Source organism: Microbacterium sp. S308A+, assembly GCF_049800815.1.
Taxonomy (GTDB): domain Bacteria; phylum Actinomycetota; class Actinomycetes; order Actinomycetales; family Microbacteriaceae; genus Microbacterium.
Genome location: NZ_JBNAFT010000002.1, coordinates 734,062 through 751,614, shown reverse-complemented (window position 1 = coordinate 751,614; position 17,553 = coordinate 734,062). Strand labels below are relative to the sequence as shown.

At 69.6% G+C, this 17,553-nt stretch carries 19 protein-coding genes; 3 read left to right on the top strand and 16 right to left on the bottom strand.

Going from position 1 to position 17,553, the window contains the following annotated elements:
- Positions 1 to 60: 60 nt before the first annotated feature.
- On the bottom strand, positions 61 to 1,518 hold the full coding sequence (locus ACP15J_RS09455; RefSeq protein ID WP_424936739.1) for a PLP-dependent aminotransferase family protein: 1,458 nt from the start codon (positions 1,516 to 1,518) through the stop codon (positions 61 to 63).
- 61 nt (positions 1,519 to 1,579) lie between these two features.
- Between ACP15J_RS09455 and ACP15J_RS09450 the strand changes: the two genes are divergently transcribed.
- Positions 1,580 to 2,299 (top strand): YczE/YyaS/YitT family protein, encoded by a 720-nt coding sequence (locus ACP15J_RS09450; protein WP_424936738.1) that lies wholly within the window; start codon positions 1,580 to 1,582, stop codon positions 2,297 to 2,299.
- Positions 2,300 to 2,327: 28 nt separating this feature from the next.
- Positions 2,328 to 3,470, top strand: coding sequence for an AAA family ATPase (locus ACP15J_RS09445; RefSeq protein ID WP_424936737.1), 1,143 nt, complete (start codon positions 2,328 to 2,330; stop codon positions 3,468 to 3,470).
- Positions 3,471 to 3,513: 43 nt separating this feature from the next.
- Here ACP15J_RS09445 and pheT read toward each other — a convergent pair whose 3' ends face one another.
- From pheT to infC, 10 genes are all read right to left on the bottom strand, one after another.
- The gene (pheT, locus tag ACP15J_RS09440; protein WP_424936736.1) at positions 3,514 to 6,027 is read right to left on the bottom strand and encodes a phenylalanine--tRNA ligase subunit beta; all 2,514 of its coding nucleotides are present in this window, start codon (positions 6,025 to 6,027) and stop codon (positions 3,514 to 3,516) included.
- Positions 6,027 to 7,067, bottom strand: a complete 1,041-nt coding sequence (pheS, locus tag ACP15J_RS09435; RefSeq protein ID WP_424936735.1) for a phenylalanine--tRNA ligase subunit alpha — start codon at positions 7,065 to 7,067, stop codon at positions 6,027 to 6,029. The genes pheT and pheS overlap by 1 nt, the downstream gene beginning before the upstream one ends.
- A 70-nt stretch (positions 7,068 to 7,137) precedes the next feature.
- Positions 7,138 to 8,043, bottom strand: a complete 906-nt coding sequence (locus tag ACP15J_RS09430) for an amino acid ABC transporter permease (RefSeq protein ID WP_424936734.1) — start codon at positions 8,041 to 8,043, stop codon at positions 7,138 to 7,140.
- Positions 8,040 to 8,687, bottom strand: coding sequence for an amino acid ABC transporter permease (locus ACP15J_RS09425; protein WP_424936733.1), 648 nt, complete (start codon positions 8,685 to 8,687; stop codon positions 8,040 to 8,042). The genes ACP15J_RS09430 and ACP15J_RS09425 overlap by 4 nt, the downstream gene beginning before the upstream one ends.
- Before the next feature lie 65 nt (positions 8,688 to 8,752).
- Complete coding sequence (locus tag ACP15J_RS09420; protein WP_424936732.1) at positions 8,753 to 9,658, bottom strand: glutamate ABC transporter substrate-binding protein; 906 nt, start codon at positions 9,656 to 9,658, stop codon at positions 8,753 to 8,755.
- 102 nt (positions 9,659 to 9,760) lie between these two features.
- Positions 9,761 to 10,510 (bottom strand): amino acid ABC transporter ATP-binding protein, encoded by a 750-nt coding sequence (locus ACP15J_RS09415; protein WP_424936731.1) that lies wholly within the window; start codon positions 10,508 to 10,510, stop codon positions 9,761 to 9,763.
- A 105-nt stretch (positions 10,511 to 10,615) separates the two neighbouring features.
- A complete protein-coding gene (locus ACP15J_RS09410; protein WP_424936730.1) occupies positions 10,616 to 11,428 on the bottom strand; it encodes a TrmH family RNA methyltransferase in 813 nt (270 codons plus the stop codon).
- Between the two features lie 86 nt (positions 11,429 to 11,514).
- Entirely contained in the window at positions 11,515 to 11,901 is a 387-nt protein-coding gene (gene rplT / locus ACP15J_RS09405; RefSeq protein WP_067243488.1) for a 50S ribosomal protein L20, read from the bottom strand.
- Between the two features lie 31 nt (positions 11,902 to 11,932).
- Entirely contained in the window at positions 11,933 to 12,127 is a 195-nt protein-coding gene (gene rpmI, locus ACP15J_RS09400; protein ID WP_424936729.1) for a 50S ribosomal protein L35, read from the bottom strand.
- 86 nt (positions 12,128 to 12,213) lie between these two features.
- Complete coding sequence (infC, locus tag ACP15J_RS09395) at positions 12,214 to 12,870, bottom strand: translation initiation factor IF-3 (RefSeq protein ID WP_424936728.1); 657 nt, start codon at positions 12,868 to 12,870, stop codon at positions 12,214 to 12,216.
- Between the two features lie 203 nt (positions 12,871 to 13,073).
- Between infC and ACP15J_RS09390 the strand changes: the two genes are divergently transcribed.
- Positions 13,074 to 13,460 (top strand): DUF1844 domain-containing protein, encoded by a 387-nt coding sequence (locus ACP15J_RS09390; RefSeq protein ID WP_424980925.1) that lies wholly within the window; start codon positions 13,074 to 13,076, stop codon positions 13,458 to 13,460.
- Positions 13,461 to 13,508: 48 nt separating this feature from the next.
- On the opposite strand, the gene ACP15J_RS09385 is transcribed toward ACP15J_RS09390, so the two are convergent.
- The 5 genes from ACP15J_RS09385 to ACP15J_RS09365 form a co-directional block, all read right to left on the bottom strand.
- Positions 13,509 to 14,294, bottom strand: a complete 786-nt coding sequence (locus tag ACP15J_RS09385) for an SseB family protein (RefSeq protein WP_424936726.1) — start codon at positions 14,292 to 14,294, stop codon at positions 13,509 to 13,511.
- On the bottom strand, positions 14,278 to 15,024 hold the full coding sequence (gene priA / locus ACP15J_RS09380) for a bifunctional 1-(5-phosphoribosyl)-5-((5-phosphoribosylamino)methylideneamino)imidazole-4-carboxamide isomerase/phosphoribosylanthranilate isomerase PriA (RefSeq protein ID WP_424936725.1): 747 nt from the start codon (positions 15,022 to 15,024) through the stop codon (positions 14,278 to 14,280). The genes ACP15J_RS09385 and priA overlap by 17 nt, the downstream gene beginning before the upstream one ends.
- A 130-nt stretch (positions 15,025 to 15,154) precedes the next feature.
- The gene (hisH, locus tag ACP15J_RS09375; RefSeq protein ID WP_424936724.1) at positions 15,155 to 15,787 is read right to left on the bottom strand and encodes an imidazole glycerol phosphate synthase subunit HisH; all 633 of its coding nucleotides are present in this window, start codon (positions 15,785 to 15,787) and stop codon (positions 15,155 to 15,157) included.
- Positions 15,784 to 16,386, bottom strand: a complete 603-nt coding sequence (gene hisB, locus ACP15J_RS09370; RefSeq protein WP_424936723.1) for an imidazoleglycerol-phosphate dehydratase HisB — start codon at positions 16,384 to 16,386, stop codon at positions 15,784 to 15,786. The genes hisH and hisB overlap by 4 nt, the downstream gene beginning before the upstream one ends.
- Positions 16,383 to 17,477: a histidinol-phosphate transaminase gene (locus ACP15J_RS09365; RefSeq protein WP_424980907.1), complete on the bottom strand. Its 1,095-nt coding sequence runs from the start codon at positions 17,475 to 17,477 to the stop codon at positions 16,383 to 16,385. Before ACP15J_RS09365 ends, hisB begins: the two co-directional genes overlap by 4 nt.
- Positions 17,478 to 17,553 lie beyond the last annotated feature (76 nt).

The following is a 17,553-nucleotide window of genomic DNA, read 5'->3' as shown; positions in this document are numbered from 1 at the left end:
ATGCAAATCCCATGGGGCACGGAGCCCCTTACGGCCTGCATGTCCTCGCCGGCTGCGCCCTCACCCCACCATGACGATCTCAGCCGGCGGATCCACGCCCGCGCCCGCTCCGGTCACCGCCGCCCAGGCACGGGCGAGCAGTGCGACGCCGGCGCGCAGCTCCTCTTCCGGCAGTGAGAAGGGGATCCGCACAAACCGTTCAAGCGGTCCGCCCACGCCGAACCGGGGTCCTGGGGCGATACGGCAGCCGAGCCGGGCCGCGGCGGCCGCCAGCGCCGTGCTCGAGGGGGTGGGCAGTCGCGCCCAGACGCACAGACCGCCGTCGGCGTCGAGCAGCTCCCAGTCCGGCAGCGACCGACCCAGCTCCCTGACGAGCGTCGACCGCCGGCTCCGCAGCGCCTCCCGCTGCTCCGCCTCGATCTCGTCTGCCCAGGAGAGCAGCTCCGCCGCGGCGAGCTGTTCGACGATCGGCGTCCCCGTGTCCATCGACGAGCGTGCCGCGAGCAGTCCTGCGACGACCGTCTCGTCGGCTCTGATCCACCCCACGCGCATACCGCCCCAGAACGACTTCGCCATCGACCCGACGGTGATGGCGAGGTCGGATCGCGAGACGAGGGACGCCAACGGGGCGGGCCCCGGCTCCCGCCACCAGGTGTCGACGAGCGTCTCGTCGACGATGAGCCTGGTGCGGGTGCGTGTCACGATGCCCGCGAGCTCCTGCCGCCGTGCGAGAGACATGGTCAGTCCGGTGGGGTTGTGGTTGTCGGGCACGAGATAGGCGAGGTTGGGCGCGGTCTGCCGGATCGCCGCCTCTATACCGGCGAGGTCCCAGCCGGGGTCCGGGACGTGCGTGTGCAGCGGGACCGGCACCGGCCGAGCTCCGCGCACCGCGATCGCCTCGAGTGCCCCGTGATAGGTGGGCTGTTCGACCAGGACCCGGTCGCCGGGCTCGATGAGGACGTTCAGCAGGAGCGAGATCGCCTGCTGCGCCCCGCTGGTGACGAGGATCTGGCCCTCTGTCGTCGGCAGGCCTCGCCGGGTGAAGCGCGCCGCGATCCGCGACCGCAGCACCGGGATGCCGAGGCGCTCATGGCCGCTCCCCCGCACATGGATCGGCAGGGCGGCGACCGCGGCCTGATAGGCACGCAGGACCGTCGCGCCCGGCGCGACGGTCGCGGCGCTCTGCAGGTCGATGGCGGTCGGTGTCCGATCTGCGGTGAGGGCCGAGACCTCCGCCCCGGGAAGCGCGACCGTGCTCCTGGCGGACTGATGCCCGCGCAGATACCCGTCCTCGCGCAGCGCAGCGTAGGCGGCGGTGACCGTCGTCCGGCTCACCCGCAGCGCGGCCGAGAGGGCGCGCTCGCTGGGGATCCGCGCCTCGAGCGGGAGCCGTCCGTCCACGACGAGCAAAGCGATCCCATCGGCCAGCGCCCGGTAGACGGGACCGGCGACTCCTGCGGTACGCCAGGAGCCCAACTGCCGCCGAAGGCTCTCCGCGGTGATCGCTCGCTCCGTCATAGAAGCCAGTATTGATCAACTGGCTATTGCTAGGCAATCCAATTATCCGCACGCTCGGAGAATGAAGAAGAGGTGGCTGGTGTGGAGCGGACAGGGCCTCGCCCTTCTGGCCGGCCTGTCGCTGTACGGTTTCTCGATGGCGCTCATGGTCCGTGCAGGGCTCGGCCTGGACCCCTGGGACGTCTTCCACCAGGGTCTGTCCGCCCGGACCGGGATGAGCATCGGCTGGGCCTCGGCGCTGACCGGCGCAGTGGTCCTCCTGGCCTGGATCCCGCTGCGCAACCGCCCGGGAGTCGGGACGATCGCGAACATCGTCGTGCTCGCCGTCACGGTCGACGCCACCCTCGCGGTCCTGCCCTCGCCGTCGTCGTTGACGGCGCAGATCGCGTACCTCCTCGGTGGCGTCCTCCTGAACGCCGTCGCGACCGTCCTCTACGTCGGCGCGGGGCTGGGCCCTGGCCCGCGCGACGGTCTGACCACGGGGTTGGTGCACCGGACGGGCCGCTCCGTCCGCCTCATCCGGACCGTGATCGAGATCTCCGTCGTTGCCGTGGGGTGGCTGCTCGGCGGTACCGTCGGGGTCGGCACGGTGCTGTACGCCGTCGGGATCGGTCCTCTGATCCAGCTGCTGCTCAAGGCGATTCCGCGAAGGCTCCTCACGATCAGCGGCTGGGGCCCTGTGCTCCGCACACAGCGCGAGGCGCACCGGAGCGGCGCCACGGCCCGTCGCCAGGAGGACGGCATGCGTGCCCCCGAACGGCGCCCCGCCGACCGGACCTGATGTCGCCCGCCGCTAGGATGATGGGCGCATGCTCAGCACGCTCGCGATCTCCGGATACCGCTCGCTCGTCGATGTCGTCATGCCGTTGGGCCCGCTCACGGTCGTCACCGGGGCGAACGGCGCCGGCAAATCGAACCTCTACCGCGCCCTGCGGCTGCTGGCCGCCGCGGGGCGCGGCGGCACCGTGGGGGCGATCGCGCGCGAGGGAGGCCTGGACTCTGTGCTCTGGGCAGGTCCGGAGTCGCCCAAGGAGGGTGTGCCCGCTCAGGGGACCAGACGCACGCGTCCGGTCTCGGTCCGTCTCGGCTTCGCCGGCGACGGCCTCGGATATCTGCTGGACCTCGGCTTGCCGCAGGCGAGCCAGGACAGTCCGTTCCTCCGTGATCCGGAGATCAAGCGGGAGCAGGTCTTCACCGGCCCTTTCGCCCGCCCGGCGACCCTCCTCGTCGATCGGAACCGTGCCGGCGTCCGTGTCCGCGGAGACGGTTGGAGATCGCTGGACCAGCCGATGGGAACCGGGCAGAGCGTGCTCCTCGACCTCGCGGACGGCGGTGCGCAGCCCGAGCTCGTGTCCCTCCGCCACGACATGGAGCGCTGGCGCTTCTACGACCACTTCCGCACCGACGAGACGGCTCCCGCGCGTCTGCCCCGCGTCGGCACGCGCACACCGTGGCTCAGCGACGACGGCGCGGACCTCGCGGCCGTGTGGGCGACGCTCCGCGACGCGGGGGCAGGAGTGGAGCCGGACGCGGCCGTGGAACACGCCTTCCCGGGCGCGCGGGTCGAGATCGATGTGCTCGACGGCGTCTTCCTGCTGCGACTACGCCAACCGGGCCTGCTGCGTTCGCTGTCCGCCGCCGAGCTCTCGGACGGGACGCTGCGCTTCCTGCTCCTCACCGCCGCGCTGCTGCCCGCGGCACCGCCGCCGCTCATCATCGTCAACGAGCCGGAGGCGAGCCTGCACGAGAGCCTCCTGGAGCCGCTCGGTGCCCTCCTCGCCGCCGCGGCGGCGAGGACCCAGGTCGTCGTCGTCACGCACGCCGCGCCCCTCCGGAGATCGCTGGAGCGGGCCGGAGGCGAGATCGTCGAGCTCGTCTCCCAGGGCGCGGGCACGCGGATCCTCGGCCAGCTCCCGCTCGAACGTCCCGCCTGGCACTGGCCCTCGCGCTGACGCTGCTTCCTCCGCTCGGCCACGACCGTGCGCGGGACTCGTGTCAGTCGCGGATGACCGCTCCGAAGCGCTCGGCGGCCACGGCGACCCCCGCGAGCTTGGCCTCGGTGGCCTCGGCCGCGGTGAGCGTGCGGTCGGGGGCGCGGAAGCGAAGCGCGAAGGTCAGGCTCTTCGTCCCTCCGTCCACGCCCTCGCCGCGGTAGTCGTCGACCAGGCGCGCGGACTCCAACAATGCTCCCGCGCCGTCCACGAGCGCTGCGCACAGGTCTGCAGCGGCGAGCCCGACCGGGACCACGAGCGAGACGTCCTGTGTCGCCGCGGGGAACGGGGACAGTGCCGCCGCGACGACGCGGTCCCCTGCGAGAGCGAGGACGCGATCGAGGTCGAGCTCGAACACCGCTGCGCGACCAGGGACGTCTGCCTCGGCAGCGACCGAGGGGTGCAGTTCACCGACGTATCCGACCTCCTCGCCGGCGACGCGCAGGACACCGGTGCGGCCAGGATGCAGCGCGGCACGCCGGCCCTGTGCGACCTCGATCTCCGCTCCCGCTGCGATGCCGACGACACGGAGCGCATCGAGGGCATCGGCGATCCCGGCGGCTTCCGGCGCTCGACCGGGCTGACGGGGCGAGGCGTTGCCCGTGAACAGCGCGGCGAGGTGACGGCGCTGCGGAGGAATCGCGGCGTTCAGCCCGGCGATCGTCTCGTCCGACGGACGCGCCCCGAGCGGCGGGATGTCGTCTGTGCCGTAGACCCTCCCCTCCTCAGGGAGGAAGACGCTGCCGGACTCGAAGAGCGCCAGATCCACGAGCCCGCGGGCGATGTTCCGGTGCGCGGTCTGCAGGAGGCCGGGGACGAGCGAGCGACGGAGGAACGGCGCCTGCCCGTCGAGCGGGTTCGCCATGCGCACGCTCGGCAGGTGCACGCCGGATGCGGAGCCATGCTGGTCGTTCTGCGCCTCCGTCGTGAACGGGAACGACGGGGTCTCGACCAGCCCCGCGGCCGCCAGCGCATCGGCGACGCGACGCCGCCCCCGCTGCGCATCGGTGTATCCCCGCCCGGACGGCGGAGTGGGGAGCACCGAGGGAATCCGGTCGAGACCGAGAATGCGGGCGACCTCCTCTGCGAGCGTCCACTTGTCCGTGAGGTCGGGGCGCCAGGCAGGTGGGATGACCTGCCAGCCCGCCCCTGAGCCGTCCGGGTCCGCGCCGGTGACCTCGGCGCCGATCCTCTCGAGCACTCCGGTGACCTCGTCATCGGTGTAGTCGACACCGATCAAACCCTGCACGAAGCCGGCAGGCAGCGCGATCCCCTCCACGAAGACCTCGGAGAACAGCGCACCGCCCTCCTCGGTCAGCGTCCCGCCGGCGAGCTCGACCATGAGGTCGGCGACGCGCCGGGCGGCCGCGAACGGGATCAGCGGGTCGACGCCGCGCTCGAAGCGCTTGGACGCCTCGCTGGGCAGCTTGTGCCGCCGTGCCGTCCGAGCGATCGTCACCGGGTCGAACGTGGCCGCCTCGATCAGGACGTTGCGCGTCTCGTCGCCCATCTCCGTCGCGCCTCCCCCCATCACGCCGGCGAGACCGATCGGGCCGGATTCGTCGGCGATGAGCAGGTCTTCGGCGTGGAGGGTCCGCTCCTGCCCGTCGAGAGTCGTGATCCGCTCCCCCGGCTGCGCACGACGGACCGTGATACCGCCGGCGAGCTTGTCGAGATCGTAACCGTGCACCGGGTTGCCGAGCTCCAGCATCACGTAGTTCGTGATGTCCACGAGCACACCGAGCGAGCGCATGCCCGCGAGCGTGAGCCGAGCGATCATCCACGGCGGTGTGGGACGAGACGGGTCCACGCCCCGCACGACGCGGGTGACGAACTCGCTCGCACCGACGCGCCCGCGCAGGGGGGCCGCATCGTCCACGACGGCCGTGAAGCCGGTACCGGGCTGGAGCTCGGCGAAGTCACGCTCCGCGGGGTCGCGGAACGCCGCCCCGGTCGCGTGCCCGTACTCGCGAGCGACGCCGCGAAGCGAGAAGGCATAGCCACGATCCGGGGTGACGTTGATCTCGACCGCGACATCGTCGAGGCCGAGCAGGGTGATCGCGTCCGCCCCGACCGGGGCGTCGACGCCCAGCGCGGAGAGGACGAGGATGCCGTTGTGCTCGTCTCCCAGGCCCAGCTCCCGTGCGGAGGCGATCATGCCGTCCGAGACGTGCCCGTAGGTCTTGCGAGCGGCGATCGGGAACGGTCCGGGAAGCACCGCGCCGGGAAGGGTCACGACGACCTTGTCCCCGACCGCGAAGTTGTGGGCACCGCAGACGATCCCGCGAGGCTCACCCTCGCCCACGTCGATCTGACACCAGCGGATCGTCTTGCCGTTGGACTGCGGCTCCTCCTCGAAGGAGAGCACCTGTCCCACGACGACCGGGCCCGTGACATCGAAGCGGTGGACGTCCTCCTCCTCGAACCCGACGGCCACGAGAGACGCCAAGACGTGCTCGGGAGTCGCGCCCTCCTCGACCTCGACGTACTCACGCAGCCACGAAAGCGGGACGCGCATCACACCACCATCCCGAACTGCTCGCTGAAACGGATATCGCCCTCGGCCATGTCGCGCATGTCCTGCACGTCGCTGCGGAACATCAGGGCGCGCTCGACGCCCATCCCGAACGCGAAGCCGCTGTAGACCTCGGGATCTATGCCCGCCGCGCGCAGCACGTTCGCGTTGACCATGCCGCATCCGCCCCACTCGATCCAGCGCGCCCCGCCCTTGAAGGTCGGATGCCACAGGTCGAACTCCGCCGAGGGCTCGGTGAAGGGGAAGAAGTTCGTGCGGAAGCGGGTCTTCGCCTCCGGCCCGAAGAGCTGACGCGCGAGATGGTCGAGCGTGCCCTTGAGGTGCGCCATCGTGATGCCCTTGTCGACGACGAGTCCTTCCACCTGTGTGAAGACGGGCAGATGCGTCGCATCGAACTCGTCGGTGCGATACACGCGCCCGGGACACAGCACGTAGATCGGGACCTCGCGGTCGAGCATCGAGCGCACCTGCACCGGGCTCGTGTGCGTGCGCATCACGAGGTGCCGGGCCGCGGGATCGACGTAGAACGTGTCCTGCTCCTGACGCGCAGGGTGGTCGACGTCGAAGTTGAGCGCGTCGAAGTTGAACCACTCGTGCTCGAGCTCCGGGCCTTCCGCGATCTCCCATCCCATGCCGACGAAGATGTCCGAGATCTGGTCCTGCATGAGCCCCAGCGGGTGCCGGGCGCCCACGCGGGCGCGGGACGGGACCGCGGTCACGTCAATCCGCTCGGCCTCGAGCCGCGCAGCTGTCTCGGCCTCGGCAAGCTCGGCCTCTTTCGCGGCCAGCGCCTGGGTGACCTGCCCCCGCCCCTGTCCGATGAGTTTGCCGAAGGCGGCCTTGTCTTCAGGAGCGACCTGCCTCATGGAGGCGTTCAGCACGGCGAGGGGCGATCCCTCGGCGACATGGACGGCACGGGCGGCTCTCAGCGCGGCGGTGTCGGTGGCAGCGGCGATCGCGGCGAGCGCGTCGGCGACCGCCGACTCCACGGCCTGGGGCGTGATGGCGGGGTTGTCGGACACGAGAACCGAGTCTACCGGCGCGGGTGGCGGGAGAATCGCGGGCACGGCACCGCGAGTCTCCCGCCGTCGCTCATCGTCGTCGCGGTCCTCGCTGCTGGGCGATCACCTGCGTCACCGTCGACTCCTCGCGCAGACGCGGATCCTCCGTCGTCATATCGCCGGCAACCGCCTTGAGCTTGGGCGAACGGCGGGTACGACCCTCGAGCCACTTCGCGATGCCGGAGAGGATGAGGCACATGACGATGTAGATGCCGCCGATGACGAATGCGGACTGCAGGATCGGCCGGCCCTGCTGCGAGCTGAGCAGCTTCGCGTAGTACAGGAGCTCCGGGTAGGTGATGATGAAGCCGAGCGCGGTGTCCTTCATGGTGACGACGAGCTGGGCGACGATGACCGGGAGCATCGCCCGGATGGCCTGGGGCAGAAGAATCAGCCGCATGACGCCGCTCTTGCGCAGGCCGATCGCGAAACCGGCCTCCTTCTGCCCACGAGGGAGCGCCTCGATGCCGGCGCGCAGCACCTCCGCGAGCACCGAGCCGTTGTAGACCATGAGGGCGAGCACCACGGCCCAGTACGGGTCCATCTTCATGCCCACCACGGGCAGGCCGTAGAAGAGCAGCATCATCAGCACGAGCACCGGGACCGCACGGAAGAACTCGGTCACGACCGTGACAGGGACGCGCACCCAGGCGTGGTCCGAGAGACGTCCGATCGCGAGGAGGAACCCGAGGGCGAGGCTCAGCACGGCGGCGAGCGCGAAGGCGCCGAGGGTGTTCCCGAGCGCTTTGAGGATCTGCATCCACACGTTCGAGAAGGTGAAGACATACCACCGAGACGCGTCGAACTGACCCGTGACCCAGAAGCGGTACCCCACGAACCCGAGGCCCGCGAGGACGATCAGGACGGTGACCGCTCCCAGAATCCGGTTGCGCAGGATCGCCTTGGGACCGGGGACGTCGTAGAGCACGGAAGTCATCGCGCGATCCTCCACTTGTTCTCGAGGGCGCGCTGCGCCCAGCTGAGGAGCAGGACGAGGGCGACGAAGATCGCCGCGACCCAGAGCAGCACCGCGAGCGCGTTCTCGCCGCGCTCACTGAGGTTCGCGCGGATGGCGCCGAGCTCCAGCACCGAGAACCCTGCGGCGACCGTGGTGTTCTTGAGCAGGGCGATGAAGACGCTCATCATCGGCGGGACGACCGAGCGGAAGGCCTGAGGGAGGACGACGAGGGTCATCACCTGACCGAACGGCAGCCCGATCGCGCGGGCCGCCTCCGCCTGCCCCACCGGAACGGTGTTGATCCCCGCCCGCAGCACCTCGGCGACATAAGTGGCCGTGTAGATGCCGATCGCGAGGATCCCGAGCACCGTGGTGTCCAGCTTCGGCAAGCCCAGCTGCGGGTATCCGAAGATGAAGATGAAGAAGACCAGGGTCAGCGGAGTGTTCCGGATCAGGTTGACGTAGACCGTTCCGAACGCGCGGGCGATCGGGATCGGGGAGACCCGCATCGCGCCGACGACGATCCCGAGCACGAGGGCAAGGAGCCCGCCGGCGAAGAAGAGGATGAGGGTGTTGCGCAGCGCGACGCCCCAGAGGTCCATGTTGTCGACGATGACGCCCATGGAGCTCCTTCCGTTGAAAGGCGGGTGGGAGCGGCGCTACGGCCGCTCCCGCCCGACGAGGATGATCAGTACGCGTCCACCGTGGGCTGCTCGACCGAGATGCCGGACGATCCGAGGTTCTTCTCGAAGATCGCGGTCCAGGTCGTGCCGCCGTCGGTGAAGAGGTCGTTCACGTGCGTGCGCAGGACGGTGTCGCCCTTCGCGAGGCCGACCCCGTACTTCTCTGTGGTGAAGGGCTCGCCCACGACCTTGAGGTTGTCCGGGTCCTTCGCCGCGTACCCGATGAGGATCGCCTGGTCGGTCGTGACAGCCTGCACGCCGCCGTTCAGCAACTCCTCGACGCAGGCCGAGTACAGGTCGAACTCCTTGGTCGGCACGTTCGGGAAGTTGGTCCGGATGTTCTGGATCGGGGTCGAGCCGGTCGCGGAGCAGACCGTCGTCTTGTCGTTGAGGTCCTTCTCGCTCTTGATCGTGCTGTCCTTGGCCACAAGCAGCCCCTGACCGGTGACGAAGTACGGACCGGCGAAGTCGATCTGCTCCTTGCGCTTGTCGGTGATCGAGTAGGTGCCGACGTAGTAGTCGATGTCACCGTTCACGATGGCCTGCTCGCGGTTGGCCGAGGCGATCGGCTTGAACGTGATCTTGCTCTCGTCGTAGCCGAGGGACGCCGCGATCCAGCGCGCGATGTCGATGTCGAAGCCCGTGCGCTCACCGCTCGTGACGTCGAGGTATCCCAGGTTCGGCTGGTCCTCCTTCACGCCGATCGTGATCTTGCCGTTCTTGGCGATCCGGTCGAAGGTCGGGCTGCCCTCGAGCTTGACGTCTTTGGCCACCTCGAAGAGCGGCTTGTCGCTGCCGCCGGTCGCGTCGCCGGCACCGGGGCTGCTCGGGCTTCCGCTGTTGCAGCCGGTCAGGGCGAGCAGCGCTGCCGCGGCGATGCCGACGGCGGCGAGTCCTCGTGTACGTCGCATGTGATTTCTCCTTCGTATCGGTGCAGGTGGCCTCGGGTGCGGGGGACTTCTCGTTCGGCGGGGGATGACGATCCACGGGACGGATCGACGGCAGGGAAGGGCTCAGTGGGTGAGCAGCTTGGAGAGGAAGTCCTTGGCCCGGTCGCTCTGCGGGTTGGTGAAGAACTCCTCCGGGCTGTTCTCCTCGACGATGCGGCCATCGGCCATGAAGACCACCCGGTTGGCGGCCTTCCGCGCGAAGCCCATCTCGTGGGTGACGACGATCATGGTCATCCCCTCGGCGGCGAGCTCGACCATCACATCGAGGACCTCGTTGATCATCTCAGGGTCGAGCGCGCTGGTGGGCTCGTCGAAGAGCATCACTTTCGGATGCATCGCCAGGGCGCGCGCGATCGCGACGCGCTGCTGCTGTCCGCCGGACAGCTGCGCAGGCAGCTTCGACGCCTGCTTGCCCACGCCCACACGCTCCAGCAGCTGCATCGCCTCCTTCTCGGCATCGGCCTTCTTGAGGCCGCGGACCCTGATCGGGCCGAGGGTCACGTTCTCGAGGATCGTGAGATGCGCGAAGAGGTTGAACGACTGGAAGACCATACCGACGTCCGCGCGCAGACGCGCGAGCGCCTTGCCCTCGGCCGGAAGCTCTGCACCGTCGATGCGGATGGAACCGCTCGTGATGGTCTCGAGACGGTTGATCGTCCGGCAGAGGGTCGACTTCCCCGAGCCCGACGGACCGATGATGACAACCACTTCCCCCTTCTCGACGCTCAGATCGATGTCGGTGAGGGCCTGGAAGTCCCCATAGTGCTTCTGAACGTTCTCCACCACAACCAGCGGTGCACTGCTCTGTGCCATGCTCCCAACCTAGAAGCGACACCACGCGATATGAGGTCTCTGCTCCGCCCCGTTATGGAGATGTGATCCTGCGCCCGGACAGCGGAGGAGCGCTCCCGCGGGACGTCAGCTCTCCGCGCCGGCCCGCTGCGCGAACGCGCTCTCGTAGAGGCAGACGCTCGCCGCTGTGGCGAGGTTGAGCGACTCCGCGCGACCGAAGATCGGCAGCCTCAGGGAACGATCGGCCAGGGCAAGGGCGCTGCCCTCCAGCCCTCGCGCCTCATTGCCGAAGAGCCACGCTGTGGGCCTGCCGAGAAGGCCGTCGGCACGGGCTTCGAGGAGGTCGTCACCTTTCACGTCGGCGGCGAGGACGTTCAGGCCTGCCCCGTGAGCACGCTCGACCACGTCCGCGAGGTCGCCCCCGACGGACACCGGAAGGTGGAAGAGCGACCCCGTCGTGGCACGGACGACCTTGGGGTTGTACGGATCGACCGTGCGCCCGGTGAGAACGACGGCGTCGGCGCCGGCGGCGTCGGCGGCACGGATGATGGTGCCGAGGTTCCCCGGATCCCGCACCTCCTCGCAGATCGCGATGAGACGAGGGGACGCGGCGAAGATGTCTCGGACGGAGGTGGGCGTCTGCTGCGCCACCGCGACAAGCCCCTGCGGGGTCACGGTGTCGGCCATCGCGTTGAGCACGTACTCGGTCACGTACTCGACGCGCACGCCCCCGCTCTCCGCGGCTCCTCGGATGTCGGGGTGCTTCTCCCACCCCGTCGGCGTCGCGAAGAGCTCGACGATCGCGTCCGGTCGGTAGGAGAGGGCCTCGCGCACCGCTTGCGGACCTTCGAGGAGGAAAAGCCCCGTCTCGGTCCTGGCACTGCGTTTGGTCAGTTTGGCGACGGCCCGGACACGCGGCGATCGGGGATTCTCCAGCACGACATCAGTCTAAGGAATGCGACAGAGATCCCGGGGACGACGACGGGGCGTCCTCTCGCAGGAGGACGCCCCGTGAATGCCGTTGCTTACGCTGCCGACTTCGGCGCGTTGACGTCCGAAGGCAGGGCCTTCTTGGCCGTCTCGACGAGCGAGGCGAAGGTCGCCGGCTCGTTCACAGCGAGCTCGGCGAGCATCCGACGGTCGACCTGCACACCGGCGAGGCCCAGGCCCTGGATGAACCGGTTGTAGGTGATGCCGTTCTGACGGGCGGCAGCGTTGATCCGCTGAATCCACAGACGACGGAAGTCGCCCTTGCGCTTGCGACGGTCGCGGTACGCGTAGACGAGCGAGTGGGTGACCTGCTCCTTCGCCTTACGGTACAGACGCGAACGCTGACCGCGATAGCCCGAGGCCCGCTCGAGGATGACGCGACGCTTCTTCTGCGCGTTGACGGCGCGCTTGACTCTAGCCATTTTCGTGTGTTCCTATTCGTGCGATCGGCGGTCAGCGGCCGAGGAGCTTCTTGGCGACCTTGGCGTCGGCAGCCGACAGCACCTGGTCCTGGTTGAGGCGACGGGTGCGACGGCTCGACTTGTGCTCGAGGTTGTGGCGCATGTTCGCCTGCTGCTTCTTCAGCTTGCCGCTGCCGGTGATCTTGAAGCGCTTCTTGGCACCCGAATGGGTCTTCTGCTTCGGCATCTTCTCTTCCTTCGTGTGGCGCCCAGAGGGCGACGGGGGCTACCCGTGCGAGACGGGAGTCTTCGTGGGGCCGGTGCCCGCGGAGGTCAGTCCGCCGCCTCGGCCGGCGCCGAGGCGCCTGCCTTGGCCTCGCGGGCGGCCTGCTTGTTGGCCGCGCGCTGCGCGTTCTGCTCCGCCTTGGCCTCGGACTTGTTCTTGACCGGGGCGACGACCATGACCATGTTGCGTCCGTCGATGGTCGGATTGGACTCGACCGTGCCGAACTCGGCCACGTCTTCGGCGAACTTCCGGAGCAGACGAACGCCCTGCTCCGGGCGGGACTGCTCGCGTCCGCGGAACAGGATCATCGCCTTGACCTTGTCGCCGGCCTTGAGGAACCCCTCCGCCCGCTTGAGCTTGGTGGTGTAGTCGTGCGCCTCAATCTTCAGCCGGAAGCGCACCTCCTTCAGGACCGTGTTGGCCTGATTGCGACGAGCTTCCTTCGCCTTCTGGGCGGCCTCGTACTTGAACTTCCCGTAGTCCATGATCTTGACCACGGGAGGCTTCGAGTTCGGGGCCACCTCGACGAGGTCGAGGTCGGCTTCCTGCGCGAGACGCAGCGCCGCCTCGATGCGGACGACGCCGATCTGCTCACCCGCCGGTCCCACGAGGCGGACCTCGGGAACGCGGATGCGCTCATTGGTGCGGGGATCGCTGATGCGGAACTCCTTAGACGTGGGTGACAGCCGCCGGGACGCAGTCACGTCCCGGGCGAAATCGGGAGTCTCCCCACCCGCCGGCGTTCGCAGAAGCCGGCTTCGCACCCGGACTACCGGCACGCGGCCGGCGGAGTGCAGAACCCGGTAGCCTGGAACGGCAAGCGCGGGTGGGATCGAATCCTCTTTCGTGCCGGAGCACAACGCTCCGGAGCCCGCAGAAGTCTATCAGAAAGCACCACGACGTGACGATTCCGGGACCGAGCACGCCCGCCGACGACCGCCATGACCATTGGGAGCGACAGGACGAAGCCTCAAGCGCCGCGTCCCGCGACATCGCCGATGTCCCCGCCGTCGAGGTGATCACCACCACGGCGGTGCACCTGATGAGCGCGGCGGCGGTGAAGGTCGGCCTCGCCGACGATCCGGAGACGCAGCTCGATCTCGACGAGGCGCGCAAGCTCATCAACGCGCTCGCCGGCCTCGTCACGGCCGGCGCGCCGGAGATCAGCGACATGCACGCGCGGTCGTTGCGCGACGGGCTGCGCTCGCTCCAGCTCGCCTTCCGTGAGGCCTCGGTCATCAAGGACCCGATCGGCCAGGGCCCTGGCGAGAAGTGGACGGGACCGGTCACCTGACCGCTGTCTTCCCGATCGCGGCTCCGCCGCCGGCCTCTCCCCGCGGCCTCAGGCGCTCCTGCGGAGCTGGACCCTGAGCGAGTCGACGAGGACGGCGATCCGATCGTCCGCAGCCCACCGCTGCGCGAGACGCGCGAGGACCGCGTCAAGCTGCCCCTGGTCGAGCCCGTCGACCAGCTCCAGGACGACCACGAGCTCCGGACCGCGCAGGCGCGCCTCCGCGTCCCCCGGGGCGACGGAGACGTCGATCACCGCGAGCTCGGCGGCGACGCTCTCCTGCAGGCCGGTGTACACCTCCGGCGAGAGGAAGCTCGGTTCCCAGGGCTGCCCCTGGGCCACAGCCCAGACCGCGGGACGGCGGAGGACGAACTCCGTCTGCGACCCGGGGTCGAGCACGATCAGATCGGTGTCCTCTGCGGAGGCCGCGAGCGCCACACGCGCCGCCTCGACGGGGATGGGCCGCGCTGTACGGTCCCATGCGGACATCGTGGCGACCGAGGAGAAGACGGGCTGCACGCGCCGCCCGTCGGGCGCGGCCACCGTGACGAGGGAGAGCTCCTGGGTCTTGTCCACGACGAGCCCGCTGGGCGCGAGGCCTTCCTCGCCCCTCTCCGCGACGAGCGGGATCAGCACACGTGCGGCACGGAAGGCGTCCACGACCGCGGTCTGGTCGCCTTCGCCGGCGCGGAACCGGAGCAGCGCGTCGAGCAGCGCCGGGTCGGCCGAGCCGTCGTCGGCCGCGTGCGGGTTGGGCTCGAAGCTCCTGCCTGCCCAAGGCACCCCGGCGGAGTCGCCGGGTTCGCCGTGCCCGCAGGCGTCAGGCTCCGGCGACATCCAGCGCCTCGGCGAGGGTGAACGCGCCGGCGTACAGGGCCTTGCCCACGATCGCGCCCTCGACGCCCAGCGGGACAAGCTCGCGGAGCGCCGCCACGTCGTCGAGGTCGGCGATGCCGCCCGACGCGACGACCGGTTTCGGGGTGCGAGAGGTGACCTCGCGGAGGAGATCCAGGTTCGGCCCGCGCAGGGTTCCGTCCTTCGTCACGTCCGTGACGACGTAGCGGCTGCAGCCGGCGTCCTCGAGGCGATCCAAGACCGTCCAGAGGTCGCCGCCCTCCTTGGTCCAGCCGCGGGCGGCGAGCGTCGTGCCGCGCACGTCGAGACCGACCGCGATCGCCTCGCCATAACGCGCGATGACGTCGGCCGCCCACTCCGGGTTCTCCAGCGCCGCGGTGCCCAGGTTGATCCGGGCCGCCCCGCTCTCCAGCGCGGCCTCCAGCGTCGCGTCGTCGCGAATGCCGCCGGAGAGCTCGACGCTCACGTGAGCAAAGCGCTTGATGACCTTGCGCAGGATCGCGGCGTTGTTGCCTCGTCCGAAGGCGGCGTCGAGATCCACGAGGTGGATCCACTCCGCTCCCTGCTCGGCCCACTCCGCCGCGGCGTCGATCGGGTCCCCATAGCTGGTCTCGGAGCCCGCCTCGCCCTGGGTGAGGCGGACAGCCTGTCCCCCCGCCACGTCCACCGCCGGAAGGAGCGTCAGGGAGGGAGCCTGTGCGAAGTCGTTCATGTCGTCCTTTGGTCGCCGACCGTTCATGCCTCGAGGGTCCTGCGCGGCACGAGAACCGACACTAGCCGCCCCCGTGCGGGCGTTCAAACCGACGTGAACCACCCCTGGCGACCATGGCGGCGTGGGGAGGCTAGAGGGATCCGATCCAATTCCGCAGAAGCTGGATGCCGGCGTCCCCCGACTTCTCCGGGTGGAACTGCGTGGCTGAGAGGGGCCCGTTCTCGACAGCGGCGAGGAAGCGACTCCCGTAGGTGCTCCAGGTGAGCGTCGGCTGTGGGAACGGCGGGATGACGTCCAGCTCCCAGGACTGCGCGGCGAAGGAGTGCACGAAGTAGAAGCGCTCATCCTCGACGCCGCGGAAGAGCACGCTCCCCGAATCCGGCTCGACGGTGTTCCAGCCCATGTGGGGAAGCACGGGAGCGTCGAGCTCGCGTACGACACCCGGCCACTCGCCCAGACCCTCCACATCCGCTCCCCGCTCGACACCGCGTGAGAACATCACCTGCATGCCGACGCAGATCCCGAGCACCGGCCGGCCTCCGGCGAGCCGGCGCTCGATCAGCTCGTCCCCCCTCTGGGCCAGAAGCGCCTCACGCACCGCCGCGAAGGCGCCCACGCCGGGGACCACCAGCCCGTCCGCCTCGAGCGCGGCGGATCGGTCGGCAGTGAGCTCGGCATCGGCGCCGGCCCGAGCGAGCGCCTTCACCGCCGAGTGGACATTGCCCGACCCGTAGTCGAAGACCGCGACGCGGGGCCTGATCACAGCGCGCCCTTGGTGGACGGCACACCCTCGATCAGCGGATCCAGAGCCTTGGCCTGCCGAAACGCACGGGCGAACGCCTTGAACTCCGCCTCCGCGATGTGGTGCGGGTCGCGGCCGCCGAGCACGCGGACGTGCACGGTCAGGCCAGCATTGAAAGCGATCGCCTCGAACGCGTGGCGGACGAGCGACCCGGTGAAGTGCCCGCCGACGAGGTGCAGTGCGAACCCGTCCGGCTCGCCGTCGTGCACGAGGTAGGGGCGCCCCGAGACGTCGACGACCGCCTGCGCGAGCGCCTCGTCAAGGGGCACGAGGGCATCGCCGTAACGCGAGATCCCCGACTTGTCGCCGAGCGCGTCGCGGATCGCCTGCCCGAGCACGATCGAGACGTCCTCGACGGTGTGGTGCGCGTCGATGTCGGTGTCGCCCGAGGCCCGCACCGTGAGGTCGGTGAGGGAGTGCTTCGCAAACGCCGTGAGGAGATGGTCGAAGAAGGGCACCGACGTGTCGATGCGGCTCCGTCCCGTGCCGTCGAGGTTCAGCTCGAGCTCGACGGTCGACTCCGAGGTCGAGCGGATGCGCGTGGCGGTGCGGGCGGTCATACGGCAGATCCTACCGAGGCGAGGGCGTCCAGGAACGCGGTCGTCTCCGCCTCGGTGCCGGCTGTGACACGCAGGTGACCGGGGATCCCGACGTCGCGGATGAGCACCCCGCGGTCATAGAGCGCACGCCAGGTCGCCGCCGGATCCGCCACATCGCCGAAGAGCACGAAGTTCGTCCATGACTCGTGCGGTGCGTAGCCGATCGCCTCGAGAGTGGCGGAGATCCGGTCGCGCTGCGCGACGATCTCGTCCACCATCGCGAGCATGGTCGGCGCGTTGCGCAACGCCGCCACGGCCGCGGCCTGGGTCAGCGCGCTCAGGTGGTACGGCAGGCGGACCAGCCGGAGCGCGTCGATGAACGCTGGATCGGCGGCGAGGTAGCCGACCCGCGCCCCGGCGAAAGCGAAGGCCTTGCTCATCGTGCGGGAGACGGCGAGGCGCGGGCGTCCTTCCAGGAGCGAGAGCGCCGACGGCGCCTCCTTCGGAGCGAACTCCTGGTATGCCTCGTCGACGACGACGATCCCTCTCGTCGTCTCGTACACGGCCTCGATCACGTCGAGTCCGAGAGGCGTGCCCGTGGGATTGTTAGGGGCGCAGAGCAGCACCACGTCGGGGTCTGCCTCGGCGATCTGCGCGACGGCATCCTCGACGATGAGCGAATAGTCCGATTGCCGTGCGCCCGCCCGCCACCGCGCACCGGTGCCCTGTGCCAGGAGCGGATACATCGAGTACGTCGGCGCGAACCCGAAGACCGTCCGCCCCGGGCCGGCGAAGGCCTGCAGGATGTGCTGAAGGACCTCGTTCGAGCCGTTGCCGGCCCAGATGCTCTCCGCTCCCAGGCCGTGCCCCAGATAGCCTGCGAACCCTTCCCGCAGTGTGGTGAACTCCCGGTCGGGGTAACGGTTGACCTCGTGCAACGCCACCGCAATGTCGTCAAGGATGTCGCTGGCGACCTGCTCCGGCACCGGGTGGGTGTTCTCGTTCACGTTGAGGGCGACCGGCAGCGGCGCCTGCGGCGCGCCGTATGGGCGCATGCCGCGGAGATCGTCGCGCAACGGGAGATCGTCGAGAGAGGCAGTCACCCTTGCCATGCTACGACGCGGAACCGTCCTTCGCCGACGCGTCGAGACGCCACGGCGCACCCCCGAGCAGGTCGCTCAGGATCCT